At 66.4% G+C, this 24,248-nt stretch carries 24 protein-coding genes; 13 read left to right on the top strand and 11 right to left on the bottom strand.

Annotated features, from left to right (window positions below):
* Positions 1 to 119: 119 nt before the first annotated feature.
* Positions 120 to 2,792 carry a YadA family autotransporter adhesin gene (locus FHR21_RS07165; protein WP_184096736.1) on the top strand — a complete coding sequence of 891 codons (2,673 nt, stop codon included), beginning with the start codon at positions 120 to 122 and terminating at the stop codon, positions 2,790 to 2,792.
* Between the two features lie 131 nt (positions 2,793 to 2,923).
* On the opposite strand, the gene folK is transcribed toward FHR21_RS07165, so the two are convergent.
* On the bottom strand, positions 2,924 to 3,490 hold the full coding sequence (gene folK, locus FHR21_RS07160; RefSeq protein WP_184096734.1) for a 2-amino-4-hydroxy-6-hydroxymethyldihydropteridine diphosphokinase: 567 nt from the start codon (positions 3,488 to 3,490) through the stop codon (positions 2,924 to 2,926).
* A gap of 23 nt (positions 3,491 to 3,513) precedes the next feature.
* On the opposite strand from folK, the gene FHR21_RS07155 reads away from it, so the two are divergent.
* A complete protein-coding gene (locus FHR21_RS07155) occupies positions 3,514 to 4,203 on the top strand; it encodes a uracil-DNA glycosylase (RefSeq protein ID WP_184096732.1) in 690 nt (229 codons plus the stop codon).
* On the opposite strand, the gene FHR21_RS07150 is transcribed toward FHR21_RS07155, so the two are convergent.
* Positions 4,164 to 4,640, bottom strand: coding sequence for an RNA pyrophosphohydrolase (locus tag FHR21_RS07150; RefSeq protein WP_184096730.1), 477 nt, complete (start codon positions 4,638 to 4,640; stop codon positions 4,164 to 4,166). The two genes, FHR21_RS07155 and FHR21_RS07150, sit on opposite strands and share 40 nt — an antisense overlap.
* On the bottom strand, positions 4,637 to 5,623 hold the full coding sequence (locus FHR21_RS07145) for an alpha/beta hydrolase (RefSeq protein ID WP_184096728.1): 987 nt from the start codon (positions 5,621 to 5,623) through the stop codon (positions 4,637 to 4,639). The genes FHR21_RS07150 and FHR21_RS07145 overlap by 4 nt, the downstream gene beginning before the upstream one ends.
* 198 nt (positions 5,624 to 5,821) lie before the next feature.
* Between FHR21_RS07145 and FHR21_RS07140 the strand changes: the two genes are divergently transcribed.
* Genes FHR21_RS07140 through FHR21_RS07120 form a run of 6 tightly spaced genes read left to right on the top strand, consistent with a single transcriptional unit; the run spans position 5,822 to position 12,396 of the window.
* Positions 5,822 to 7,684 carry a 2-oxoacid:acceptor oxidoreductase subunit alpha gene (locus tag FHR21_RS07140; protein ID WP_184096726.1) on the top strand — a complete coding sequence of 621 codons (1,863 nt, stop codon included), beginning with the start codon at positions 5,822 to 5,824 and terminating at the stop codon, positions 7,682 to 7,684.
* Complete coding sequence (locus tag FHR21_RS21040) at positions 7,681 to 7,806, top strand: hypothetical protein (RefSeq protein ID WP_276569252.1); 126 nt, start codon at positions 7,681 to 7,683, stop codon at positions 7,804 to 7,806. The genes FHR21_RS07140 and FHR21_RS21040 overlap by 4 nt, the downstream gene beginning before the upstream one ends.
* Position 7,807: 1 nt before the next feature.
* Positions 7,808 to 8,842 (top strand): 2-oxoacid:ferredoxin oxidoreductase subunit beta, encoded by a 1,035-nt coding sequence (locus FHR21_RS07135; RefSeq protein ID WP_184096724.1) that lies wholly within the window; start codon positions 7,808 to 7,810, stop codon positions 8,840 to 8,842.
* 40 nt (positions 8,843 to 8,882) lie between these two features.
* On the top strand, positions 8,883 to 9,839 hold the full coding sequence (locus FHR21_RS07130) for a metal-dependent hydrolase (protein ID WP_184096722.1): 957 nt from the start codon (positions 8,883 to 8,885) through the stop codon (positions 9,837 to 9,839).
* A 60-nt stretch (positions 9,840 to 9,899) separates the two neighbouring features.
* Positions 9,900 to 11,180, top strand: coding sequence for an SAM-dependent methyltransferase (locus FHR21_RS07125; RefSeq protein ID WP_184096720.1), 1,281 nt, complete (start codon positions 9,900 to 9,902; stop codon positions 11,178 to 11,180).
* Positions 11,181 to 11,199: 19 nt separating this feature from the next.
* A complete protein-coding gene (locus FHR21_RS07120; protein ID WP_184096718.1) occupies positions 11,200 to 12,396 on the top strand; it encodes a serine hydrolase domain-containing protein in 1,197 nt (398 codons plus the stop codon).
* 78 nt (positions 12,397 to 12,474) lie between these two features.
* Here the strand turns inward: FHR21_RS07120 and FHR21_RS07115 are convergent, their stop codons facing one another.
* The 3 genes from FHR21_RS07115 to purF all read right to left on the bottom strand — a co-directional run bounded on the left by FHR21_RS07115 (position 12,475) and on the right by purF (position 15,146).
* Positions 12,475 to 12,873: a hypothetical protein gene (locus FHR21_RS07115; protein WP_184096716.1), complete on the bottom strand. Its 399-nt coding sequence runs from the start codon at positions 12,871 to 12,873 to the stop codon at positions 12,475 to 12,477.
* 82 nt (positions 12,874 to 12,955) lie between these two features.
* Positions 12,956 to 13,684: an SDR family NAD(P)-dependent oxidoreductase gene (locus tag FHR21_RS07110; RefSeq protein WP_184096714.1), complete on the bottom strand. Its 729-nt coding sequence runs from the start codon at positions 13,682 to 13,684 to the stop codon at positions 12,956 to 12,958.
* 4 nt (positions 13,685 to 13,688) lie between these two features.
* The gene (gene purF, locus FHR21_RS07105) at positions 13,689 to 15,146 is read right to left on the bottom strand and encodes an amidophosphoribosyltransferase (protein ID WP_184096712.1); all 1,458 of its coding nucleotides are present in this window, start codon (positions 15,144 to 15,146) and stop codon (positions 13,689 to 13,691) included.
* Positions 15,147 to 15,277: 131 nt separating this feature from the next.
* On the opposite strand from purF, the gene hisI reads away from it, so the two are divergent.
* The 5 genes from hisI (at position 15,278) to FHR21_RS07080 (ending at position 20,088) form a co-directional block, all read left to right on the top strand.
* Positions 15,278 to 15,658: a phosphoribosyl-AMP cyclohydrolase gene (gene hisI / locus FHR21_RS07100; RefSeq protein WP_184096710.1), complete on the top strand. Its 381-nt coding sequence runs from the start codon at positions 15,278 to 15,280 to the stop codon at positions 15,656 to 15,658.
* Positions 15,645 to 16,181, top strand: coding sequence for a hypothetical protein (locus FHR21_RS07095; RefSeq protein ID WP_184096708.1), 537 nt, complete (start codon positions 15,645 to 15,647; stop codon positions 16,179 to 16,181). Before hisI ends, FHR21_RS07095 begins: the two co-directional genes overlap by 14 nt.
* Positions 16,182 to 16,246: 65 nt before the next feature.
* Entirely contained in the window at positions 16,247 to 16,678 is a 432-nt protein-coding gene (locus FHR21_RS07090) for a MerR family transcriptional regulator (protein ID WP_184096706.1), read from the top strand.
* A gap of 67 nt (positions 16,679 to 16,745) precedes the next feature.
* The gene (locus FHR21_RS07085; RefSeq protein ID WP_184096704.1) at positions 16,746 to 18,545 is read left to right on the top strand and encodes an acyl-CoA dehydrogenase C-terminal domain-containing protein; all 1,800 of its coding nucleotides are present in this window, start codon (positions 16,746 to 16,748) and stop codon (positions 18,543 to 18,545) included.
* 46 nt (positions 18,546 to 18,591) lie between these two features.
* The gene (locus FHR21_RS07080) at positions 18,592 to 20,088 is read left to right on the top strand and encodes a phospholipase D-like domain-containing protein (protein ID WP_184096702.1); all 1,497 of its coding nucleotides are present in this window, start codon (positions 18,592 to 18,594) and stop codon (positions 20,086 to 20,088) included.
* A gap of 87 nt (positions 20,089 to 20,175) precedes the next feature.
* Here FHR21_RS07080 and FHR21_RS07075 read toward each other — a convergent pair whose 3' ends face one another.
* From FHR21_RS07075 to FHR21_RS07055, 5 genes are read right to left on the bottom strand one after another with little or no spacing between them, the layout of a single operon-like run.
* Positions 20,176 to 21,027: an HpcH/HpaI aldolase/citrate lyase family protein gene (locus tag FHR21_RS07075; protein WP_184096700.1), complete on the bottom strand. Its 852-nt coding sequence runs from the start codon at positions 21,025 to 21,027 to the stop codon at positions 20,176 to 20,178.
* Positions 21,027 to 21,479 (bottom strand): MaoC family dehydratase, encoded by a 453-nt coding sequence (locus tag FHR21_RS07070; protein WP_184096698.1) that lies wholly within the window; start codon positions 21,477 to 21,479, stop codon positions 21,027 to 21,029. Before FHR21_RS07070 ends, FHR21_RS07075 begins: the two co-directional genes overlap by 1 nt.
* Positions 21,480 to 21,481: 2 nt before the next feature.
* A complete protein-coding gene (locus FHR21_RS07065) occupies positions 21,482 to 21,940 on the bottom strand; it encodes a GNAT family N-acetyltransferase (RefSeq protein ID WP_184096696.1) in 459 nt (152 codons plus the stop codon).
* The gene (locus FHR21_RS07060) at positions 21,937 to 23,775 is read right to left on the bottom strand and encodes an acetyl/propionyl/methylcrotonyl-CoA carboxylase subunit alpha (protein WP_184096694.1); all 1,839 of its coding nucleotides are present in this window, start codon (positions 23,773 to 23,775) and stop codon (positions 21,937 to 21,939) included. The genes FHR21_RS07065 and FHR21_RS07060 overlap by 4 nt, the downstream gene beginning before the upstream one ends.
* On the bottom strand, positions 23,772 to 24,248 hold the full coding sequence (locus tag FHR21_RS07055; RefSeq protein WP_184096692.1) for a nuclear transport factor 2 family protein: 477 nt from the start codon (positions 24,246 to 24,248) through the stop codon (positions 23,772 to 23,774). Before FHR21_RS07055 ends, FHR21_RS07060 begins: the two co-directional genes overlap by 4 nt.

The following is a 24,248-nucleotide window of genomic DNA, read 5'->3' as shown; positions in this document are numbered from 1 at the left end:
GTCGAGCGACATGACCGAGCGCAGGCTACTCAAGAGCTACAATCCGCAGCATCTGCGCGGGGCCTTCGGCCCCCTCCGCCAGATGGCGGCATGTGGCCACGAACCGGGAAAATCACATCATGCGCCCCATACGCGTAAAGCTACTTGCCGCTGTCACCCCCCTCGCGATCGTCGCTGCGCTGGTGCTGCCCACGACCGCCCACGCCGACCCGACGTCGGAGTGCAACGAAGGCGCTGGCGAGGATTCCACCGAATGCGGTGTGAACGCCACCGCCAGCGGAGTCGGCAGTGTCGCAACGGGTGTAGACAGCACCGCGAGCGGCCTGTTCAGCGCTGCCACCGGCGCGTCGAGCACCGCCAGCGGAACCGGTAGCACCGCCACCGGCCACGGGAGCGAAGCCATCGGCGACTATAGCACCGCCATCGGCGCCAGCGCCTACGCCGCCGACAACGCTACAGCGATCGGAAATGGGAGCGAAGCTAGCGGCGAGGCCAGCACGGTGACAGGCAAGAACGGCTTCGCGTCGGGGATGAACAGCACCGCAGTCGGGTTCGCCGCCAGCGCCGGCAGCATGTTTCCGGGCGGCGCCTTTGCCAATGCCGACACGACCGCGCTGGGCGCCAATGCGCAGGCGGGCGCGGGCGCCGCAGGGCAGACCGGCGCGACCGCCGTGGGTACGAGCGCCGTGGCAAACGCCCTCCAGGCCACCGCCTTGGGTCAGGGGGCGAGCGCGACCGGCGGTCGGGGTACCGCGATAGGTTCCATAAGCCTTGCCGAGGGCGCGAGCAGCACCGCGGTCGGCCAGGACAGCCGCGCCTATGGCTCGAACAGCACCGCGGTCGGACAGTTCGCCGTTGTCGATGACGACAACAGCACGGCGATCGGCCAACACGCCGTTGTCTCTGGCGAGAACGGCACCGCCACTGGCCAAGGCAGCTTTATCTATAGCGATAACAGCACCGCGAACGGTTTCCGGAGCCTTACTGTGGGCGATTCGAGTACCGCGATCGGCTATTTCGCCCAAGCTGGCAGTACCTGGACCGGCGATTCCTATTTCAATGACCGCTCGACGGCGATCGGCGCCAACGCGCAGGCTGGTGGGACCGCTGCCGGCCAGACCGATGCGACCGCCGTGGGCGAGAGCGCCATGGCACACGCGGTCGGCGCCTCCGCCTTTGGGCAGGGTGCCAGCGCCACGGGTGACGGCGCGGTCGCGCTGGGGCAGGGCTCGATCGCGGATCAGGCGGACACGGTCTCGGTCGGTGCAGCCGGCGCCGAGCGGAGCATCGTCAACGTCGCCGATGGCGCCATCGTAGCGGGCTCGACCGATGCAGTGACGGGCGGGCAGCTTTACGACACCAACCAGGCCGTCGCGACCGCGCAGAATACGGCGGACAGCGCGCTTGCCGGCGCCACGGCGGCACAAGCGACCGCGACCACGGCACAGACGACGGCCGAAACCGCCCTGGCCGACGCGGCAACAGCGCAAGGCACGGCGGATACCGCATTGAGCAAGGCCGCCACTGCCCAGACGACAGCCGACACGGCGCTCGCCAATGCCGCCACGGCTCAGAGCACCGCGGATACGGCGCTGACTAACGCGGCCACCGCGCAAGGAACCGCCAACACGGCGCTCGCCAATGCGGCGACCGCGCAGGTGACCGCGGACAATGCCGCGAGCGAAGCGGCGCTTGCCCGCACCGAAGCCGCCACCGCGCAGACGCGCGCGGACGAAGCGCGCGACCTTGCGAACCAGGCGATCGCAAGCGGCGCGGTGACGAGGCAAACGGCGGATCTCGCGCTTGCCAATGCCGCCAATGCGCAGACCGCTGCCGACGATGCGGCTACGCGCGCCGACGCGGCGCAGCAGGTCGCGGTGACGGCGCAGACCAATGCCGACCTCGCTCGCTCGATCGCCGAAAGCGCTTCGGCCAATGCCGACGCCGCCAAGCTGGTCGCCGGTGAAGCGCTGAAACGCACCGAGTATCTGGCTATCAACGGCAGCGGCGACCGACCGACCGCGACCGGCGCCAACGCGATTGCGATGGGCTCGGGGGCAAACGCCGGCGGTGACGATGCAGTCGCCATCGGTACCGGCGCACAAGCGACCGACGGTGCGGCGGTCGCAATCGGGCTTGGCAATGTCGCCTCGGGCGACGGCGCGGTGGCGATCGGCGATCCCAATCACGCAATCGGGCGCGGCGCCGTCGCGATCGGCGCGGACAACAGCGCGACGGGTCTCGCCGCCGTGGCGATCGGCGCCGACAGCGTGGCAGAGGGGCAGTCCGCCATCGCGCTCGGCAGCAATGCTCGCGCGACGGCCGGCGGTGCGGTCGCGATCGGTGAGAATGCAGTGGCCAGCCGCCCGGGCCAGGTAGCGCTGGGCTCGGTGGCCTCGACCTACACGCTGGCCGGGATCGGCTCCGCAGAGAGCCGGGCGGCGCAATCCGGTCCGGTGAGCTACGTGACGTCGGACGCGGCTGGCAATCTCGCACTGGCCGATTTCGGACCGGGCGACATCGCGGGAATCCGCTTCGATCTCGACCGCGTCCGGCGCGACGCCCGCGCCGGCACCGCCGCGGCGATGGCGATGGGCTACGCCCCGATGCCGTCGGCGCCGGGACGAACCAGCTATGCATTGAACGGCTCGACCTTTCGCGAGGCGCAGGCGATCGGCGGCGCGATCTCCCACCGGCTCGATACCGACAATCCCTTCGCCCTCACCGCGGGCTTCGCATACGCTGGACACGGCAACAACGCCGTCCGCGTTGGCGTGGCCGGGGAGTTCTAGGGCGCGATGGCGTATGTCAGACACGATCCATAATGCTTTGTAATAAAGCATGGTTTTATCCCAGGATCACGGATTGTTCCGCGGTCGGTTTGGAAACCTAAAAGTCCACGCTCTGCTAACTGGGCGCAAGCCTATCGCGTTGCCGTGGGGCGACCGTGCGAAAGCGGGCGGCCGCCCTCGTGCGCCAGTGGCGCGCGGTCAACCGGCTTGGCCCGCGCCAGTGTCGTGGCGAGTTGACGGATGCTGCGCGCAGCGAGCGGGTGGCGCCAGCCGGGGGCGATGCGGGTCAGCGGGCCGAGGACGAACGGCCGCTCGGCCATGGCGGGATGCGGGATGGTCAGGCGGTCGTCGCTCCATGCGCCGCCCGACCAAAGCAGGATATCGAGGTCGAGCGTCCGCGCGCCCCAGCGTTGGCCGATGCGGCGGCCGAACGCCGCTTCGATCGCCTTCAGGCGCGCCAGCATCGCCGGCGGATCGAGCGGCGAGACCACGAGCGCGACGGCATTAGCATAGCGCCGCCGCGACGGGCCGAGCGGAGCGCTCGATATGATCGGACTCGCATCGACCGGCTCGATACCCTCGCTCTCGAGCGCTGCGAGGGCTGCCAGCAACACGCGCCGCGGATCGCCGAAACGGCCATGGCGCCGGTTGGAGCCGAGACCGATGGCATAGAGGGGGAGGGGCGTTGCGCCGGTCATCGCGTTGCGTCTATCGCCGCGCCATGGAGATTGCCAGCCCGCTGCCCGGCACCGAGCCGCCACGCGACTGCCCGCGTTGCCCGCGACTCGTCGCCTTGCGCGCCGCGTGCCGCGCTGAGCATCCCGACTGGTGGAACGCCCCCGTCCATGCGTTCGGCGATCCCGATGCCTGGCTCGCTTTCGCCGGACTCGCGCCGGGCAAGCATGGGGCGAACCGCACCGGCCGGCCGTTCACGGGCGATTATGCCGGCGACCTGCTGTTTGCGATGCTCGCACGTTTCGGGCTCAGCAACGATCGCTACGACAGCCGGATCGACGATGGGTTGCAACTAAAGGGGGCAATCATCGTCAACAGCGTCAAATGCCTGCCGCCCCAGAACAAGCCGACGCCGGCGGAGATCAGGGCGTGCCGGCCCTTCTTCGAAGCGCAGCTCGCGGCGCTGCCGTCCGTCCGGGTTATCATTGCTCTCGGGCGGATCGCGCATGATGCGGCGCTGCGAGCGGCAGGCGCGCGCCTCGCGGTTCATCCCTTCGCGCATGGGGCCGTCCATGTGCTGCCCGACGGGCGCCATCTCGTCGATAGCTATCATTGCTCGCGCTACAACACGAATACCGGGCGACTGACCGACGCGATGTTCGGCGATGTGTTCCGAACCGCGCTGTCGCTGAAGGATCAGACGAGCGAGCCGAATTCCTCGACCAGCCCGCGATAGAGCGCGCGCTTGAAAGGAACGATGAGCTTTTCGAGCTCGTCGAGTTCGGCCCAGCGCCAGGCGCGAAATTCCTGGTGCTTCGTATGGATGTCGACGTCGCTGTCCTCGCCCATGAAACGCATCAGGAACCAGCGCTGGCGCTGGCCGCGATATTGGCCACCCCACATCTTGCCGACCAGATGGTCGGGCAAGTCATAAAAATATTCCTCGCGGCTGCGCGCGATGATGTCGACGAGGCCGCCGTGGATGCCGGTTTCCTCGCCCAGCTCGCGGAACGCCGCGGTTTCGGCATCCTCGCCGGGGTCGATTCCGCCCTGCGGCATCTGCCACGCCTCGCTCGTTGTATCGAGTCGCTGGCCGACGAAGATGCGCCCGTCGCGATTGGCCAGCATCACCCCCGCGCAGGGGCGGTAGGGCAGGCTTGCAAAATCGGTCATGTCTGCACTTCTTCGATCCGCAGCCCCTCGTTTCGCAACTCCGTGGCGCGCAGTTCCTCCAGCATCGCCTTGAGCATGGCGAGGTTGCCCTTGATATCGTTTGCGGCGCTCGGAATGCCCTGCGCCAAGCAGATATAGCCGTGGATATTCCCTTGCGCCTCGCGAAAGATCGTCGGCACCCCCGCCTCGATCAGCTTGGCGGCATAGGCACGGCCCTGGTCGCGCAGCGGGTCGAGGCCGGCGGTGACGAGCAGGGTCGGCGGCAGGCCCGCGGCGGGGAAGTCGATCGGCGATGCGCGGTAATCCGCGGGGTCGGCGGCATATTGGTCGCCGAACCATTTCATCCCGCCCTCGGTCAGCAGATGCCCTTCCTTGAAATCGCGATAGCTTTGCCAGTCGTGATGGGTGGTCACCGCCGGATAGATGGGGTGGATCGCGATCACCGGCTTCGACGCCGGCCTGTCGCGCAGCGTCAGCGCGGTGGCGATGGCCAGATTGCCGCCCGCGCTGTCGCCCGAAAGGACCAGGCCGGTGCAGGGGAGGTTGTCGGCGACCCAGCGCGTCGCCGCTTCGCAATCCTCGGGCGCGGCGGGGAAGGGGTGTTCGGGCGCGAGGCGATAGTCGACCGCGACCACCGGCATGTCGAGCTGGCGCGCCGCCTCGGCGCAATAAGGATCGTGCGTGTCGAGATCGCCGATCACCCAGCCGCCGCCGTGAAAGAAGACCATCACCGGTCCCGTCTGGCGCCCCGGATGGCTGTCATAGAGGCGGATCGGGATATCGCCGGCGGGGCCGGGGATCGTCCGGTCCTCGACCTGCGCGATGTCGCCGCGCGGCACGTCGGCAAGCTGTCCCATCGTGCGCATCATCTCGCGCGCTGCGGCGGGCGGCAGGTCCTCCATCTTCGGCCCGTCCTGCGCGTTGAGGAAGGCGAGAAAGGCCGCCACGTCGGGGCGGACATAGGGGGTCGTGCCGTCGGTCATGCTGGAAATCCCTCCGCTGCTTTCGCATCTGTTTTCGCGGGCCAGCTATTCGGCATCGTCGCTTCATAATCAATGGCGAATCGAAACGGGTCGGGGGCTTCCGCTTTGCGCCGCACAATTTTTTCTGAATTGCGGCTTGCCTTCGAGGGGCCTAGTCCCATGTCGCAAGTTCGCAGGATATGTAAGGCAGAACAGATAATGGCGACAGCGGTAGCGGACCGGACCGACGAACGGCCGTCCCCTCTTTCCGACACGGTGGTGGTACGATTTGCCGGCGACTCCGGCGACGGGATGCAGTTGACGGGCGGTCAGTTCACCCTGTCGACGGCGCTCGCGGGCAACGATCTTGCGACTTTCCCCGATTTCCCGGCAGAGATCCGCGCGCCGCAGGGAACGCTGTTCGGGGTCTCCGCCTTTCAGATCAATTTCGGGTCGAGCGAGATCAACACCGCGGGCGACGCGCCCGACGTGCTCGTGGCGATGAACCCGGCGGCGCTCAAGACCAATGTACCGCCGCTGAAGCCCGGCGGCCTCATCATCGCCGACGAGGGCGAGTTCAACGACCGCAACCTCGCCAAGGCGAAATATGAATCGAACCCGCTCGAGGACGGCAGCCTCGCGAAATGGCAGCTCCTCAAGCTGAACATCAGCCAGGCGACCATGGACGCGGTGAAGCCCTTCGGCCTCGGCAACAAGGAAGCGCTGCGTTGCAAGAATATGTGGACGCTGGGACTGGCGCTATGGATGTTCGACCGCGACCGCCAGCCGCTGATCGACTGGCTGAAGGCGAAGTTCGCCAAGGCGCCCGAACTCGCCGACGCAAATATCGCGGCGCTGAACGCCGGTCATGCCTTCGGCGAGACCGCCGAGCTGTCGGGCCCGCTCAAGCAGCATCATGTGGACCCCGCGCCGGTCGCGCCGGGGCTCTATCGTACGCTGACCGGGGCAGAGGCGATCGCGCTCGGGCTGGTCGCGGGCGCGCAACTCGCCCACCTGCCGATGTTCTTCGGCGGCTATCCGATCACGCCCGCGTCGGCGATCCTCCACCATCTGTCACGACTCAAGGAATATGACGTCACGACCTTTCAGGCCGAGGACGAGATCGCTGCGATCTGCGCCGCGATCGGCGCAAGCTATGGCGGCTCGCTCGGCGTGACCAGCTCGTCGGGGCCGGGCATCGCGCTGAAGGGCGAGGCGATGGGCCTCGCGATCATGACCGAGCTGCCGCTGGTCATCGTCAATTCGCAGCGCGGCGGCCCCTCGACGGGCCTGCCGACCAAGACCGAGCAGTCGGACCTCTATCAGGCGGTCTATGGCCGCAACGGCGACGCGCCGATGCCGGTCATCGCCGCGCGCTCGCCGGGCGATGCGTTCGACTGCGCGATCGAGGCGTGCCGCATCGCGACGCAGTACATGACGCCGGTCATGCTGCTGACCGACGGCTATATTGCCAACGCCGCCGAGCCGTGGCGCGTTCCCGATCTCGCCGGCTACGAACCCTTCCCGGTCGAATTCCTGACCGAGGTGCCCGAAGGAGGCTTCAAGCCCTATGGCCGCGACGAAAAGCTCGCGCGTCCGTGGGTCAAGCCCGGCACGCCCAGCCTGCTCCACCGCATCGGCGGGATCGAGAAGGAGGTCGATACCGGCCACCTCAACTATCAGCCGGCGAACCATCAGGCGATGACCGACCTGCGCAAGGCCAAGATCGACGGCATCCGCATTCCCGACCAGATCGTCGAACTCGGCGCCGAGGGCGGCAGGCTCGCGGTGGTCGGCTGGGGCTCGACCTTCGGCCCGATCCATCAGGCGGTGCGCCGCAAGCGCGCCGAGGGCGTGGACGTCAGCCATATCCACATCCGCCACATCTGGCCGCTGCCCGGCAATCTGGGCGAGCTGCTCAAAAGCTATGACAAGGTCATCGTGCCCGAGATGAACACGGGGCAGTTGAAGACGGTGCTCCGCGACCAGTATCTGGTCGATGCGCGGCCGCTCAACAAGGTGTCGGGTCAGCCCTTCCGTATCGCCGAAATCGAAGCCGCCATCGAGGAGGCGTTGGCGTGAACCAGCTTCTTCTTTCTCCGTTCGTCCTGAGCTTGTCGAAGAGCTGTTATTCTCTTTCGGCGATCGAGAAGAAAGAACGGGGCTTCGACAAGCTCAGCCCGAACGGGTTTTGGGGATTTTGACATGAACGAGATGACGACCATCGCCAAGACCACGCTCAAGGACTGGGAAAGCGACCAGGAGGTCCGCTGGTGTCCCGGCTGCGGCGACTATGCGATCCTCAAGGCGGTGCAGCGCACCATGCCCGAAACCGGCACTCCGCCCGAACGGACGGTGTTCATCAGCGGAATCGGCTGCTCGTCGCGCTTTCCCTATTATATGGAAACATACGGCTTCCACACGATCCATGGCCGCGCGCCGGCCTTTGCGACGGGGCTGAAGCTCGCGAACCCCGATCTCGACGTGTGGATCGTGACCGGCGACGGCGATGGGCTGTCGATCGGCGGCAATCATACGATGCACCTGATCCGCCGCAATCTCGATTGCCAGATCATGCTGTTCAACAACGAGATCTACGGCCTGACCAAGGGGCAATATTCGCCGACCAGCCGTGTCGGCACCAGCAGCCCGTCGACCCCTTATGGCTCGGTCGACCGCCCGGCGCAGCCCTGCGCCTTCGCGCTCGGTGCCGGTGCGCGCTTCGTCGCGCGCGGCTTCGACGTGTCGAAGGAACTGCCGAACGTGCTGAAGGCCGCCCACGCGCACAAGGGTGCTGCCTTTATCGAGATTTTCCAGAACTGTATCGTCTATAACAAGGACGTGTTCGAGGATTTCGCCGCGCCCAAGGGTGCCGAGGACCGCCAGCTCTGGCTGAAGCAGGGCGAACCGATGCTCTTTGCCAAGGGCGCGAAGGGCATCGCGCTCGACAATGAAGCCCTCGAGCTCAAGGTCGTAGACGTGATCGACGGCGACTGGCAGACCGCGGGCGTGATCGTCCATGACGCCACCAACCGCAGCGTCGCGCACATGCTGGTCGAAATGCGCTTCGGCGAATTCCCGATGGCGCTCGGCGTCCTCTACGACGACCCGCGCCCGACCTTCGAAGCTGACGTCTGGCGGCAGAACGAGGCGGCGGCCGAAGGCAAGACCGCCGACCTCCAGAGCCTGCTCAAGAAAGGGCAGACCTGGACAGTGAAAGAGGGCGGACCGGACCTCTGAGCTTGTTGCGGCGGCTGGGTGATCGGCACGATAGGCGGCGATGGATAATCTGACGCACAGCCTGGCCGGTGCGGCGCTGGGGCAGATGGGGCTCAAGCGCCGGACCGGATTGGCCATGCCGACGCTGATCCTGGCGGCCAATCTGCCTGATATCGACGCGGGCTGCGCCGTCTATGGCATCGAATCGCTCGCGATGCGGCGCGGGATCACCCATGGACCGGTCGCATTGCTGGTGCTGCCGTTGCTGCTGTGGGCAGCGATGCTGGCGTTCGACCGCTGGCAGGTGCGGCGCGGCAAGCGGCCAGCGGATCGCTTGCCGATCCACAAGGGCTGGCTGCTCGCGCTCGCCTATCTGGGTTGCCTCAGCCATCCGGCGTTCGACTGGCTCAACAATTACGGCATCCGTCTGCTCGAACCGTTCAGCTCTCGCTGGTTCTACGGCGATATGCTGTTCATAATCGACCCGTGGATCTGGATCGCGCTCGGCCTGTCGGTCTGGCTGTCGCTGCGCCGCGAGCGCGCCGGGATGGCCCGATGGACCCGGCCGGCGTGGACCGGCTTCGCCGCGGTTTGCGCCTATATCCTCGCCAATGGCCTGATCACCGGGCGCGCCGAGGCGCAGGTCGCCGATCTGCTGCGCCGACAGGGGCAGGGCGATGCGCTCGTCGTCGCCAGCCCGCCGCCGCTCGCTTTCTGGAAGCGCGATGTCTTCTGGCGCACCAGTGGCCGGTACGGCAGCGGCACCTACGTGCTCGGCGCGGGCGGCACGGTCGAACCCGGCGTGCCCACCGGCATGGGCGACCTGCGGCTTCGCCTGTGGGCAAGCACGAATCCCGCTGCGCGTGCCTTCCTGTTCTGGGCGCGGATGCCGGTGGCGACGCGCGACGGCGACGCCTTTGTCCTCCACGACCAGCGTTACATGCAGCCGCTCGCCCGCGACCGCTTCATGGTGCGGGTGACCGCGCCGCGCCCCAGCACCGCGCTCGACGAGATGTGACGCCACGACGCCGCGCGACAGGTGATTGTCACGCCGCGATATTTGCGGCAGGAAGAGGCTATGAACACGCATGTCAGTCCCCGGCGCGGCAACGAACTGCTGCGCGCGGACCGGGCATATCGCTCGGGCGGCGGACTGGCGTGGCTGCTGGCGCGCGCGCCCGCGGGGGTCTTCCACCGCATGCTCGACCGAATCGACGCCGGCCTCGCGCTCGGGACGATCGAGGGGCATCTGCCCGACGGCGGCATTCGTATTCTCGGCGGGCGCGGCAAGGGGCCGGTTGCCATCGTGCATCTTCATCACTGGGCGGCGCTGGTGCGGCTGGCACTGTCGGGCTCGGTCGGCTGGTATCGCGCGTGGGAGAAGCGCGAATGGTCGTCGCCCGACCCGGTGCCGCTGTTCGACCTGTTCATGCGCAACGGCCGGTCGCTCGGCCGCGTCGCTCGCGCGCGGGGCCCGTGGCGCTGGGTGAACGGAGCGGTCCATGCCTTCAACCGCAACAGCCGCAGCGGAGCGAAGCGCAACATCCTTGCCCATTATGATTTGGGCAATGATTTCTACCATTTGTGGCTCGATGCGGGGATGAATTATTCAAGCGCGCTTTTTGTCCACCCCGACCTGACGCTCGAAGACGCGCAGGAAGCGAAGGTTGATGCGATCCTCGACCGGCTCGACCTGCGCTCGGGCGGCCGGCTGCTCGAGATCGGTTGCGGCTGGGGCGCGCTGGCCGAACGCGCGATCGAACGGCACGACGTCCTCTATACCGGCATCACCCTGTCACCCGCGCAGGCCGAGGTGGCGGCTGCGCGTGTGGCGGCGGTCGACCTGGGCGGCCGGTCGCGGATCGCGCTTTGCGACTATCGCGATGCCGAGGGCCCCTATGACGCGATCGCCAGCGTCGAGATGGTCGAGGCGGTGGGCCAGGCCTATTGGCCGGCCTATCTCGACGCGATCGCACGCCTGCTGCGCCCCGGCGGCCGCGCCGCGATCCAGTATATTCTGATCGACGACGCGCTGTTCGATGCCTATGCGGCGGGCAGCGATTTCATCCAGGCCTATATCTTCCCCGGCGGCTGCCTGCTCTCGGAAAGCCGCTTTCGCACGCTCGCCGAGGAGCGCGGACTCGCCTGGCGCGACGTGCGCCGCTTCGGCGGCGACTATGCCGAAACGCTGCGCCAGTGGCGCGAGCGGTTCGACACGGTCGTCGAGGCAGGCAAATTGCCCGCGGGATTCGACGAACGTTTCGTGCGGCTCTGGCGCTATTATCTGCAATATTGCGAAGGCGGCTTTCGCGGCGGCGGGATCGACGTCGCGCAGGTCACGCTTGAAAAGACGGTCTGAAAGAAAAGGGGGAGGAACTATGCGACACTATCTGGCGGCGGCGACGCTGCTGTGCGCGGCGATGGGCGGCATCGGCCCCGCCGCGGCCCAGACCGCCCTAACATCGACGCAAATGACCACCCCCTTGCCGGAGGATTTGAACGTGCTGTTTTGGAGCCAGGACCAACGCGACGCCGCTTTCCGGACGATGGAGACGGTTCCGAAGGTGGTCGTCCACACGATCGAGGCAGGCGGCACCGCCTATCCGCTAACCGAAGGCAAGCCGATCGCCCTCGACCTCGATGTCGATGCCTATATGGCCGCGCAGCGCAACGCCGGGCTCATCATCATCCAGGACGGCAAGATCCGGCTGGAGAAATATAAGCTCGGCTATGGCCCTGAAGGACGCTGGACCAGCTTTTCGGTCGCGAAGAGCTTCACCTCGACCCTCGTCGGCGCCGCGGTGAAGGATGGCTATATCAAGAGTCTCGACGACAAGGTGTCGGCCTATATCCCCGGCCTGAAAGGGTCGGCCTATGACGATGTCAGCGTGCGGCAACTGCTCACCATGACCTCGGGCGTCAAATGGAACGAGGATTATACCGATCCCAAGTCCGACGTCGCGCAGTTCAACCTGCAGGCGCCGGTGCCCGGCGAGGACATAACCGTCAGCTATATGAAGCGCTTGCCGCGCGAAGCGCCCGCGGGATCGAAATGGGTGTACAAGACCGGCGAGACCAATCTGATCGGCGTGCTGGTATCGAGCGCGACCGGCAAGACGCTGTCGGCCTATCTGTCCGAAAAAGTCTGGAAGCCCTTTGGCATGGAAGCCGACGGTGTGTGGATGCTCGGACCGACGGGACACGAGATCAGCGGCTGCTGCATGTCGGCGCGGCTACGCGACTATGCGCGCTTCGGCCAGTTCATCCTCGGCGGCGGCGTCGCGGGCGGCGAGAAGGTGCTGCCCGACGACTGGCTCGCCGCGGCGACGACGAAGCAGGCCGACATCGACCTGCCGGACCGGGGCTACGGCTATCAATGGTGGACCAACGATGACGGCAGCTTCGCCGCACAGGGCATCTTCGGCCAGGGCATCTTCGTCGACCCCACGCGCAAACTGGTGATCGCATCGAACGGCAACTGGCCGACCGCGACCGACCCTGAAGGTGTCGGGACCGCGCGCGAAACCTTTTACAAGGCGGTGCAGGCGGCGGTGGACCGGGAGGCGGCGGACTGAATTCCAATCCGTTCGGCCCGACCTGATCCGGGGTTGTCGAAGCACAAACGAATTTTGCTGAACGCGGCCTGTGCGTTGTCAGGCCGTGGCCTCGACCGCAGCCAGCCCGGTGGCTCGCTGGGCCGTCCAGGCGGCGACTAGTGGAGCGACGACGCCGAGTACCATCATCCACCAGCTATCGGCGAGCGTCGCGGCGCGATAGAGGCCGGCGCCGATCACCGCGCCTGCGACGATCCATCCCGGTCCCGGCCGTGTCGAGGTGCGCATTGCGAGCCAGCCGCCGGCGAAGGTGCCGACCAGCCAGCCGACGATCAGCGCGACGGTCGCCCCGACAGGGATCAAAATTTCACCGGTTGCGGGATCATAGGCCTCGGGCGCCAGTTCGCCGCCCGCATATTGCGCGAGCAGGATCAGCGCGAATGCGACGAGGATGCCGATCGCGGTCGCGACGAGGGAGCGGAGAAATGTGCTGGCCATGCCGATGCCTTTTGCAGAATGCGAAACCGGTCGCCCTTCTACGCCAGGAAAGCAAAGATCGCGTTAAGCCCCAGAACGGGCCTCAGCCCATCACCTTGGGCAGCGCGTGGAAATCGGTGCTGTCGAATCCCTCGACCATCAGGTTGGCGACGAATTCGCCGACCGCCGCCGGCTCCTTGATGCTCTGCGGGTCCTCGCCGGGATAGGCGCGCGCGCGCATCTGGGTGCGGGTGCCGCCGGGATCGAGGATCGCGATGCGAACATTGGAGATATTGCGCATTTCGGCGCCATAACTCGTCACCAGCACCTCGAGCGCCGCCTTCGACGCCGCATAGGCGCCCCAATAGGCGCGGGGGGTCCGCGCGACGCCCGTCGACAACGCGAGCAGGCGGCCGTTCGCGGCGCGGCGCAGCAGCGGGTCGAAATTGGCGATCAGCGCCTGCTGCGCGATCAGGTTCAGCGTCAGCAGCCGGTTGAATTCCTTGCCGTCGATCGCCGCGACCGGGGTTAGCGTGCCCAGCATCGCGGCGTTGAGCACCAGCATGTCGAGATGCTGCCAGCGTTCGGCCATCGCGCTCGCCAACCGGGCGATGCTGTCGCCGTCGGTCAGGTCGAGCGGCGCGATCGTCGCGCTGCCGCCGATGCCGTGGATGCGATCCTCCAGGTCCTCTAGTCCGCCCGCCGTGCGCGCGGTGACCACGACATGCGCGCCGCGCGCCGCCAGCGAATAGGCGATCGCCTCGCCGATGCCGCGGCTCGCCCCGGTGACGAGCGCCACCTGGCCCGCCAGTTCCTCACTCAATTTGCTCATATTGTCAGACAACCCGTTCGGCCAGCAGCGAAAATTGATCCTCCAGCGCATGCTCGTCGAAATCGGTCAGCGTGGTCGGATAGGCGCCCGTGAAGCAGGCGTCGCAATATTGCGGAACATCGTCGTTGCGCTTCGCTTCGCCGAGCGCGCGGTAGAGGCCGTCGATGGTCAGGAAAGTCAGGCTGTCGGCATTGATGAAATTCGCCATCTGGCCGATGGTCATCTGCGCCGCGAGCAGTTTGGCGCGTTCGGGCGTGTCGACGCCATAGAAGCAGCTATGCTGCGTTGGCGGGCTGGCGATGCGCATATGCACTTCGGTCGCGCCAGCATCGCGCATCATCTGCACGATCTTCAGGCTGGTGGTGCCGCGGACGATCGAATCGTCGATCAGTACGACGCGTTTGCCGTGGATCAGCGCCTTGTTGGCATTGTGCTTGAGCTTGACGCCGAGGTGACGGACCTTGTCGCCGGGCTGGATGAAGGTGCGCCCGACATAGTGCGAGCGGATGATGCCGAGTTCGAAGGGAATGCCCGATTCCTGAGCATAGCCGATCGCCGCCGGGGTTCCCGAATCGGGTACGGGGATGACGAGATCGGCCTCGACCGGGTTTTCGCGCGCCAGTTCGGCGCCGATTGCCTTGCGCACCGAATAGACGCTGGTGCCGTCGACGATCGAATCGGGGCGTGAGAAATAGACATATTCGAAGATGCACGGGCGTGCCGGCCGTTCGGCGAACGGATGGTGCGAGGTCAATTCGCCGTCGCGGACAATGACGAGTTCGCCCGGTTGGACCGAACGGACGAATTCGGCGCCGACGACATCGAGGGCGACCGTTTCCGACGCGAAAATATAGCCGTCATTGAGCTTGCCGATGACGAGCGGGCGGATACCGAGCGGATCGCGGCAGCCGATCATGCCTTCGGCGGTCAGGACGATCAGCGAATAGGCGCCCTCGACCTGCTTCAGCGCGTCGATGAAGCGGTCGAGCAGGGTGCGATAATTGGACGTCGCGACGAGGTGGATGATGACCTCTGTATCGCTGGTCGACTGAAAGATCGAGCCGCGGCGGACGAGCAGCTTGCGAAGCGCCATCGCATTCGAGATGTTGCCGTTGTGCGCGACCGCGAAGCCGCCGGTGGCGAGGTCGGCGAACAGCGGCTGGACGTTGCGCAGTGCGGTCTCGCCGGTCGTCGAATAGCGGACATGGCCGATCGCCGAGGCGCCCGCGAGCTGACGCATGATGTCGTCGCGGTCGAAATTGCCCGCGACATGGCCCATCGCGCGGTGGGTATGGAATTCCTTGCCGTCGAAGCCGGTGATGCCCGCGGCTTCCTGTCCGCGATGCTGCAGTGCGTGGAGGCCGAGCGCGACCACCGCAGCGGCGCTGTCGGCGCCATGGATGCCGAAGACGCCGCACTCCTCGCGGAGCTTGTCGTTGTCGAAAGGATGGGTCGTCAGCATGATGATCCGGGGTGTTGGAGCGGCAACTGGCGCGCATATAGGAGCGCTGGAGGGAAATGTCGCCCCCTTGTTTGGACTCTATTTCCGGCAGCCCCTTTGCACGTCCGGTTTCGCTGCCCTAAAGCGGCGCCATGGACCAGCCGCGCGACACCACCGACCGCTTCGCCCCGCGCTTCGACGTCGCCGGGCTCGTCACCGCCATCGTCGTCGATGCCGACACGCGCGCACTGCTGATGGTCGCGCACATGAATGACGTGGCGATCCGGCTGACGCAGGAAACGGGACAGGCGCATTTCTGGTCGCGCTCGCGCGCCGCGCTGTGGCGCAAGGGCGAGACCTCGGGGAACGGGCTGGCGCTGGTCGAGATGCGCGTCGATTGCGATCAGGATGCGCTGCTGCTGCTGGTGCGGCCCGCTGGCCCAGCGTGCCACACGGGGCGTCGGTCCTGCTTCTATCGCCGGGTCGACGCCGACGGAGCGCTGACCTTTCTGGACGACGATGCGCAGAATTAGCGCCCTTCTCGCGGTCGGCCTGCTGCTCACCGGCTGCAACCGGCCTGCATCCCAAGCGGCCGACAGCCCGATCGACGCGCGCAACCCGCTTGAGGTCGCGGCGCGTCAGCGCGGGGTCGTGCAGGCCGAGGCGAGCGACCCGACCGGTGTGTTCGAGCGCCGGCACGAACTCGGCCGCGACGCGATGTGCGTCGTCCCCGACGGCGCCGGACAATGGCGTTTCGCGCTGGCCGCGGCGTTCGGCAGCGCGCTGTCGTGCCGGGCCGAAGGGCGCATCGCACGCGAGGGCGACGGCTGGCGCTTCACCTTTGCGGGCGTGCAGGATTGCAGCGTACTTCTGCATGAGGAAGAGGATGAACTGCGCCTGCCCGGCATGCTGCCGACGCAGTGCGACAGCCTTTGCGCCGGCCGCGTTTCGTTGGCGGGTTTGCGACTGCCGCGCGCGAGTTGGTCGGCGGCGGACGCGAAGAGCTTGCGGATGCGCGACGAAGCGGGCAATATGGTCCGGCCGTGCGGTGGCTGATCCCGCCGGTTTCGCCCAAGGGCGAGCCTTGACGTTCACGTCAACGGAAACTAATCCTGTCATTCATGTCAGACGAATACGGCCACGCCCATATCGACACGCCCGATCATCTTGGGCGCGAGCAATATAGTATTACCGATTTGTCGACCGAGTTCGGCGTCACCGCGCGCGCGCTGCGCTTCTATGAGGACGAGGGGCTGATCAGCCCGTCGCGCAAGGGTCTGTCGCGCATCTATTCGAAGCGTGACCGGGCACGGCTCGCCTGGATATTGCGCGCCAAGCGCACCGGCTTCAGCCTCGCCGACATCCGTGAGATGATCGACCTTTACGACGTCGGCGACGGCCGCAAGCTGCAACGCCTGGTCACGATCGAGAAATGCCAGGAGCGTATCGCGCTGCTGCGTCGCCAGCGCGATGACATCGACAGCGCGGTCGAGGAATTGACGCGCTTCATCGATACGGTGAAAAAGGCCGACGCCAAGGAAAAGGCCGGCTGACCCGGAAACACCCTCCCCGGGCAAGACAATTCGCTGCTTCCCTCTGATTTTATCGGAAAGATTTTGCATGCTCGTCTATCACGCGCCCGTCAAAGACACGCTGTTCCTACTCAACGAAATGCTGGGGATCGAGCGTTACGCCAACCTCCCCGGCTTCGCCAACGCGACCCCCGATCTGGTCGAGGCGGTGCTGAGCGAGGCCGGAAAATTCTGCGAGGAAGTGCTGTTCCCGCTCAACTATTCGGGGGATCAGCAGGGCTGCACCCGGCAGGACGACGGTAGCGTGACGACGCCCGACGGCTTCAAGGAGGCCTATAAGGCCTATTGCGAGGCGGGCTGGACGCTGCTGACCCAACCCGAGGAATTCGGCGGGCAAGCGCTGCCGCACGTCGTCGGCTTTCCGGTCGAGGAATATCGTATGGCCGCCAACCAGGCCTTCGCCATGTACCCCGGCCTGACGCAGGCGGCGGTCGCCGCGATCCTGGTAAAGGGATCGGACGAGCAGAAGGCCACCTATGTCCCCAGAATGGTGTCGGGCGAATGGGGCGGCACGATGAACCTGACCGAGCCGCATTGCGGCACCGACCTCGGCCTGATCCGTACCCGCGCGGTGCCGAACGGCGACGGCAGCCATGCGGTCACCGGCACCAAGATCTTCATCTCGTCGGGCGAGCATGACCTGACCGACAATATCGTCCACCTGGTGCTCGCGAAGACCCCCGACGCGCCCGATAGCGTCAAGGGCATCTCGCTGTTCATCGTGCCCAAGTTCCTCGTGAACGAAGACGGCTCGCTCGGCGAGCGCAACAGCCTTTCCTGCGGCTCGATCGAGCACAAGATGGGCATCCACGCCAATGCGACCTGCGTGATGAATTACGACGGCGCGAAGGGCTGGCTGGTCGGCGAGGAGAACAAGGGACTCGCCGCGATGTTCGTGATGATGAACGCCGCGCGCCTCGGCGTCGGCATTCAGGGGCTGGGGCAGGCCGACATCGCCTGGCAGAATGCGGTCCAATATGCACAGGACCGCCGCCAGGGCCGCGCGCTGACCGGCCCCGCCGACCCGCAGGAAAAGGCCGATCCGTTGTTTGTCCACCCCGACGTGCGTCGCATGCTGATGGACGGAAAGGCCGTGGTGGAGGGACTGCGCGCACTGTGCCTGTGGGGCGCCTTGCAGGTCGACCTGTCGCACATGGCGGAGAGCGAGGAGGAACGGCAGCAGGCCGATGATCTCGTCAGCCTGCTCACCCCCGTCATCAAGGGCTATGGCACCGACAAGGGCTATGAGGTCGCGACCAACGCGCAGCAGGTGTTCGGCGGCCACGGCTACATCGAGGAACAGGGCATGAGCCAATATGTCCGCGATGCCCGCATCACCATGATCTATGAAGGCGCCAACGGGGTTCAGGCGATGGATCTCGTCGGGCGCAAGCTCGCGCAGAACGGCGGCCGCGCGGTGCAGGCTTTCTTCGCGGTCGTCGACGCCGAATGCGCCGCAGCGAAGGACGGCGAACTCGCCGATTTCGCGAGCCGGCTCGAAAAGGCGAACGGCGAACTCAAGGCCGCAACGATGTGGTTCATGCAGAACGGCATGACCGATCCGAACAATGTCGGCGCGGGCGCGCATCATTACATGCACATCATGGGCATCGTCGCACTGGGCCTGATGTGGCTGCGCATGGCAGAGGCGGCGCAAAAGGCGTTGAACGAAGGGCGCGGCGACAAGGCCTTCCTCGAAGCCAAGCGCGTCACCGCGCGCCACTTCGCCGAGCGCTTCATGCCCGACGCGGGCGCGCTCCGCCGCAAGATCGAGGCGGGCAGCGAGGCTATGATGGCGCTGACCCCCGAACAATTCTTCGCCGCCTGATGGTCTGGCCACGCAACTATTGTCGTCGCCATGCGTGGCGTCGGCGATGAGCGAGGCCGACCTTACCCCCATCGTCGAGACGGGACGCAATTGCTGGCGGATCGAACGCGCGAGCAAGGCGCGGATGATCGTCGACGCCGCCGATTATTATGCGCTGCTCGCCCGGCTGATGGAGGGCGCGAAGGAACGCATCCTGCTGATCGGCTGGGATTTCGACCCGCGCATCGCGCTGACCCCGGATGAGGACGGTCGCGGCGAGGCGCTCGGCCATTACATGCTGCGGCTCGCGAAGAATTGTCCCGACCGCGACATCGACATCTTGCGCTGGAATTTCGGCGGATTGAAGCAACTCGTCATGCCGCGCATCGTCGCGATGCTGCTGCGCTGGAAGGTAACGCGCTCGATCAGCTTCCGGCTCGACAGCGCACATCCCGTCGGGTGCAGCCATCATCAGAAGGTCGCGGTGTTCGACGACCATCTCGCGGTGTGCGGGGGCATCGACGTCGGCGCGCAGCGTTGGGATACGCGTGGGCACAAGGACGGCGATCCGCGCCGCTGCACCCCCAGCGGCAAACCCTATATGCCGTGGCACGATTCGACGATGATCCTCGCAGGGCCCGTCGGCGAGGCGCTCGCCGACCTGGGCAACGAACGCTGGCAGCGCGCGACGAACAGGCCGCTGCGCGACCTGAGCGGCGTCGGGGAAAGCTGGCCCGACGACCTCGACCCCGATTTCCGAGACGTCGAGGTGGCGATCTCGCGCACCCGCGCCGAATATGACGGCTTCCCCGAAATCCGCGAGATCGAGCGCCTCTATCTCGACCTCATCGCGGGCGCCCGGCGCTTTATCTATTTCGAGAATCAATATTTCACCTGCGGCAAGATCGCCGCCGCCATCGCCGAACGGCTGGACGAGGACGATCCGCCCGAATTCGTGATGGTCATGCCCAAGACCGCCGACGGCTGGCTCGAGCAGATGGCGATGGATGCCGCGCGCGTCGAACTCGTCCGCGCCATCGCGAAATCCCGGCACGGCGACCGGCTGCGCATCTATGTGCCGCACACCGAACAGGGCGATCCCATCTATGTCCACGCCAAGACCGCGATCGTCGACGACCGATTGATCCGAGTCGGATCGGCGAATCTGAACAATCGCTCGATGGGGCTCGACAGCGAATGCGATGTCACCATCGACGCCGCCCTGTCGGCGAACCGCGGCGTCGAACCGACGATCCGGCGCCTGCGCGAATCGCTGATCGCCGAGCATCTGGGGGTGGAGCCGGGGGGCGTTGCGCGGCTGTTCGACCGCAGCGGTTCGCTGATCGAAACGATCGAAGCGCTGCGCGGCGATGGCCGCTCGCTGGAACTGCTCGACCTCGTCGCACCGGGGCCGTTCGACGAATTCATCGCCTCGAACGAACTGCTCGACCCGACCAGCCCCGATGCGATGTTCGAGGGCATCGCCGAACGCGGGCTGAAGAAAAGCTGGCACCGCGGCAGAGCCTGGATGGCGCGTCGGCGCCCGTTTCGGCGACATGGGTAGCAACAAACCGTAGCCCTGAGCCTGTCGAAGGGTGCTTCTCTGACAAGCGCCCTTCGACAGGCTCAGGGCTACGGTATTGATCGAACCTCAGTCCGCCAGCGACAGGATATGCCGCGCCTGCTTCAGGTGCGGCGCGTCGACCATCTTGCCGTCGATCTGCAGCACCCCGGCGCCGGGGTTGGCGGCGAAGGCGTCGACGGTCGCCTGCGCGCGCGCGACCTCGTCGGGCGAGGGGGTGAAGGCGGCGTTGATCGGCGCGACCTGCGACGGGTGGATCGCCATCATGCCGGTGAAACCGTCGCGCCGCGCGCGGGTTGCATAGGCCGCTAGCCCCGCTTCGTCCTTGATCGCCGGAAACACCGTGTCGATTGCTGCGACGCCCGCGGCGTGGGCGGCGAACAGCGTCAGGCTGCGCGCGACCTGATAGGGCTCGGTATAGCGCCCGTCGGCTTCGCGGCTCGCCGCGGCGCCGATCGCCGCGGGCAGGTCCTCGGCGCCCCAGGTCAGGCCGACGAGGCGGTCCTTCGCTTCGCGATAGCTGCCGAGGGTGAAGATCGCCGCCGGCGTTTCGGTCGCAATCGGCAGGATGGCGGGCAGCGAAGCGCCGTCCTTCGCTTCGCTGCGCAGGATGGTGTCGAGTTGCGCGATGCTCGGCGCGCCCTCCGCCTTCGGCAGCATGATCGCGTCGGGCCGCGCGCCGACGACCGCGGCGACGTCGGCGGCGGTCATATGGCCATCGAGCGGGTTGACGCGCACCAGCGTCACCACTTCGCGCGGTCCCGCCAGATAGTCGGCGACGGCGGCGCGCGCCGCCTCCTTGTTCGCGGGCGGCACCGAATCCTCGAGGTCGAGGATGATCGCATCGGCGCCCGACGTTGCCGCCTTGGCAAAACGTTCGGGGCGGTCGCCGGGGACGAAGAGCAGGGAACGGAGGCGCATCAGGCGTCTTTCTTCTTTATCAGCGCCGATCGTTCGCATTGGCAGACGATCTCTTCGCGCTGGTTGATGCAGCGGTGCAGGAACGTCACGATACCCGCATTCGGCCGTGACCGCGATTCCTTCAGACCAATGATCTCGCTGGTTGCACGCAGCGTATCGCCCAGGAACACAGGTTTCGGCATCACCAGCTTGTCGTAACCGAGGTTGGCGACCAGCGTGCCGAGCGTCGTGTCGCCGACCGACAGCCCGACCATCAGGCTGAAGGTGAAGGTGCCGTTGACGAGAATCTGCCCGAACTCCGACGCCTTCGCCGCCTCGATGTCGAGGTGCAGCGGCTGTGGATTGTGCGTCATGGTGGTGAACAGCAGATTGTCGGTTTCGGTCACCGTGCGCCGGATGTCGTGGGCGATGCTGTCGCCGATCTGCCATTCGTCGAAAAATTTGCCTGCCATGGTCAGTCCCTCAGATGCAGTTTCATGCCGACATGGCTCTGGACGAAGCCGAGCCGGGCGTAAAAGCGGTGCGCGTCGGTGCGGCTCGCCGACGAAGTGAGCTGGACCAGCTTGCAATCGCGCGCGCGGCACTGGTCGACCGCCCACAGGATCATCCGCTCGCCGAGCCGCTGGCCGCGCAGGTCGCCGACGATACGCACCGCTTCGATCAGTCCGCGCCAGCTTCCGACGAAGGATAGGCCCGGCAGAAAGCCGAGTTGCATCGTGCCGACGACGCGGCCGTCCAGTTCGGCGGCGATCAGGCGCTGGTTGGGATCGGCCTCGATCGCATCGAACGCCGCCAGATAGCGCGGGTCGCCGGGGTCTGCCTTGCGGTCTGGCGGGATGGTCTCCTCGGCAAGCATCGCGAGGATGGCGGACAGGTCCGCCCGCGTCGCATCGCGCAGGATGAGTTCGCTCATTCCGCCGCCTCGATCCGCGCCAGCAGCGCCTCGACCTGCACCTGCTCGCCGGGCGATGCGTTGAGTTCGGCGACGATTCCGTCGAAGGGCGCGGTGAGCGTATGCTCCATCTTCATCGCCTCGAGCGTCAGCAGCCTCTGCCCCTTGGTCACCGCATCACCGGCGGATACGTCCACCGCGATGATCTTGCCGGGCATCGGCGACAGAATCGCGCCGTCGCCTGCGACACTTCCGGCGGCGCCTACGGCGCGCCACGGCGACAATTGCCAGACCGAGCCGCTCTCGGCGACGAGCATGGCGGATGCCGGTTCGTCGGTTCCGGGACCGTGGAGTGCGACATCGACGCGCTTGCCGTCGAGCAGAAAGGGAGTGGTGCGGACATCGGGCGCATTGAGCCGGAAGCCTGCTTGGAGCGAGCGCGGCACCATCGCCATCGCCGCGTTGGTCAGCGCTTGCGGCGACGGCTCGGGCTCGGCCGTCATCGCGTCGCCATCGCGGCCGATCAGTCCGGTATCGACCTTACCCGCGACGAAATCAGGGTGATCGAGCGCGCGGATCAGGAAGGCCGAATTGGTTTTCACCGGCCAGACCGCGCTATCCTCCAGCATCTCTGACAGCGTTTCGCGCGCTTCGTCGCGGGTCTCGCCATGCGCGATGAGTTTGGCGATCATCGGGTCATAGAAAGGCGATACTTCGGTGCCTTCATGAACGCCGGTATCGACGCGGCCGAAATCCTCGGGAAGCTGGAACAGCTCCAGCGCGCCGGTCGAGGGCAGGAAGCCCTTCGCTGGATCTTCCGCATAAAGGCGCGCCTCCATCGCCCACCCATCGATCGCCAGCTCGTCCTGCGCCAGCGGCAGCGGCTCGCCGCTCGCGACGCGAAGCTGCCATTCGACCAGATCGACGCCGGTGATCTCTTCCGTCACCGGATGCTCGACCTGTAGCCGCGTGTTCATTTCCATGAACCAGATGCGGTCGGCGCGCAGGCCTTCGGACGCATCGGCGATGAACTCGATCGTCCCCGCGCCGACATAATCGACCGCCTTCGCGGCGCGCACCGCGGCGGCGCACAGTTCGGCGCGGGTCACCTCGTTCATGCCGGGAGCGGGGGCTTCCTCGATCACCTTCTGGTGGCGGCGCTGCAGCGAACAGTCGCGCTCGAACAGGTGGACGACATTGCCATGGGTGTCGCCGAATACCTGTACCTCGATATGGCGCGGGGTCAGGATATATTTCTCGATCAGCACATGGTCGTTGCCGAACGACGCCGTCGCCTCGCGCTGGCACGAGGCGAGCGCGTCGGCGAAGTCGGCCGCCGCATCGACCTTGCGCATCCCCTTGCCGCCACCGCCCGCGACGGCCTTGATCAGCACCGGATAGCCGATCTCGGCCGCTTGTTCGGCGAGGAAGGTCGCGTCCTGATTTGCGCCCATATAGCCCGGCGTCACAGGGACGCCCGCCTCGGCCATCAGCGTCTTGGCGGCGTCTTTCAATCCCATCGCGGTGATCGACGCAGGTTTCGGTCCGACCCACACCAGCCCGGCATCGATCACGGCCTGCGCGAACTCCGCATTCTCCGACAGGAAACCGTATCCGGGATGGATTGCCGCGGCGCGGCTCGCCTTCGCCGCAGCGATGATCTTCTCACCAACCAGATAGGATTCGCGCGCCGGCGACGGCCCGATGTGCACGACCTCGTCGGCCTCACGCACATGCAGCGCCTTGGCGTCAGCATCCGAATAGACCGCAACGGTCCTTATGCCCATCTCGCGCGCGGTGCGGATGATACGGCAGGCGATCTCGCCGCGATTGGCGATGAGGAGGGATTGGATCATTGCCCCGGACATCCCGTTTTGCGCTGCGTCCAGGTGATATTGAGGACGCGCCAAGCCCCGTTCTGCTTCACCAGGTCGACGTGATTGACGCCGCAGTGCGACAATTTTCCGTCGAGCATGAAGACATAGGGCGACCATATCATCGCGATCGGCCCCTCGACATGGACGTGGGGATCGACCAGCTTTTCGACCGGGGCGCCCGGGATACCGGGCAGGCGGCCGGCGAATTCGCTCCAGGTGCTGAAGTGCAGCTTTTCCTTGCCGTCGGCGCCGATGGTCGCAGCCGTCGCACGCCCGTCGGCGATCGTGACGGCTGCCATCGCCGAGGGGTCCTTGGCGGCAAGAGCGTCGAACATGCGATCAACGGTATCGAGCACGGCCTGCGCTTCAGCATCGGCGCCGTGCTTCTCATGCTGCGCGAAGGCGGGCGTGGCAGCGCATAGCGCGAGTGCAAAAATCGTTTTGAGATACAT

This window comes from Sphingopyxis panaciterrulae, from assembly GCF_014199295.1.
Taxonomy (GTDB): Bacteria; Pseudomonadota; Alphaproteobacteria; order Sphingomonadales; family Sphingomonadaceae; genus Sphingopyxis; species Sphingopyxis panaciterrulae.
Note: the sequence above shows the minus strand (reverse complement) of the source record. Positions and strands in the feature narration are given on the sequence as shown.

Bases quoted from the DNA above. Each gene is read 5' to 3' on its own strand.
- FHR21_RS07165 (WP_184096736.1), top strand. From the start codon at position 120: ATGCGCCCCATACGCGTAAAGCTACTTGCCGCTGTCACCCCCCTCGCG.
- folK (WP_184096734.1), bottom strand. From the start codon at position 3,490: ATGACCGGCGCAACGCCCCTCCCCCTCTATGCCATCGGTCTCGGCTCC.
- FHR21_RS07155 (WP_184096732.1), top strand. From the start codon at position 3,514: ATGGAGATTGCCAGCCCGCTGCCCGGCACCGAGCCGCCACGCGACTGC.
- FHR21_RS07150 (WP_184096730.1), bottom strand. From the start codon at position 4,640: ATGACCGATTTTGCAAGCCTGCCCTACCGCCCCTGCGCGGGGGTGATG.
- FHR21_RS07145 (WP_184096728.1), bottom strand. From the start codon at position 5,623: ATGACCGACGGCACGACCCCCTATGTCCGCCCCGACGTGGCGGCCTTT.
- FHR21_RS07140 (WP_184096726.1), top strand. From the start codon at position 5,822: ATGGCGACAGCGGTAGCGGACCGGACCGACGAACGGCCGTCCCCTCTT.
- FHR21_RS07135 (WP_184096724.1), top strand. From the start codon at position 7,808: ATGAACGAGATGACGACCATCGCCAAGACCACGCTCAAGGACTGGGAA.
- FHR21_RS07130 (WP_184096722.1), top strand. From the start codon at position 8,883: ATGGATAATCTGACGCACAGCCTGGCCGGTGCGGCGCTGGGGCAGATG.
- FHR21_RS07125 (WP_184096720.1), top strand. From the start codon at position 9,900: ATGAACACGCATGTCAGTCCCCGGCGCGGCAACGAACTGCTGCGCGCG.
- FHR21_RS07120 (WP_184096718.1), top strand. From the start codon at position 11,200: ATGCGACACTATCTGGCGGCGGCGACGCTGCTGTGCGCGGCGATGGGC.
- FHR21_RS07115 (WP_184096716.1), bottom strand. From the start codon at position 12,873: ATGGCCAGCACATTTCTCCGCTCCCTCGTCGCGACCGCGATCGGCATC.
- FHR21_RS07110 (WP_184096714.1), bottom strand. From the start codon at position 13,684: ATGAGCAAATTGAGTGAGGAACTGGCGGGCCAGGTGGCGCTCGTCACC.
- purF (WP_184096712.1), bottom strand. From the start codon at position 15,146: ATGCTGACGACCCATCCTTTCGACAACGACAAGCTCCGCGAGGAGTGC.
- hisI (WP_184096710.1), top strand. From the start codon at position 15,278: ATGGACCAGCCGCGCGACACCACCGACCGCTTCGCCCCGCGCTTCGAC.
- FHR21_RS07095 (WP_184096708.1), top strand. From the start codon at position 15,645: ATGCGCAGAATTAGCGCCCTTCTCGCGGTCGGCCTGCTGCTCACCGGC.
- FHR21_RS07090 (WP_184096706.1), top strand. From the start codon at position 16,247: ATGTCAGACGAATACGGCCACGCCCATATCGACACGCCCGATCATCTT.
- FHR21_RS07085 (WP_184096704.1), top strand. From the start codon at position 16,746: ATGCTCGTCTATCACGCGCCCGTCAAAGACACGCTGTTCCTACTCAAC.
- FHR21_RS07080 (WP_184096702.1), top strand. From the start codon at position 18,592: ATGAGCGAGGCCGACCTTACCCCCATCGTCGAGACGGGACGCAATTGC.
- FHR21_RS07075 (WP_184096700.1), bottom strand. From the start codon at position 21,027: ATGCGCCTCCGTTCCCTGCTCTTCGTCCCCGGCGACCGCCCCGAACGT.
- FHR21_RS07070 (WP_184096698.1), bottom strand. From the start codon at position 21,479: ATGGCAGGCAAATTTTTCGACGAATGGCAGATCGGCGACAGCATCGCC.
- FHR21_RS07065 (WP_184096696.1), bottom strand. From the start codon at position 21,940: ATGAGCGAACTCATCCTGCGCGATGCGACGCGGGCGGACCTGTCCGCC.
- FHR21_RS07060 (WP_184096694.1), bottom strand. From the start codon at position 23,775: ATGATCCAATCCCTCCTCATCGCCAATCGCGGCGAGATCGCCTGCCGT.
- FHR21_RS07055 (WP_184096692.1), bottom strand. From the start codon at position 24,248: ATGTATCTCAAAACGATTTTTGCACTCGCGCTATGCGCTGCCACGCCC.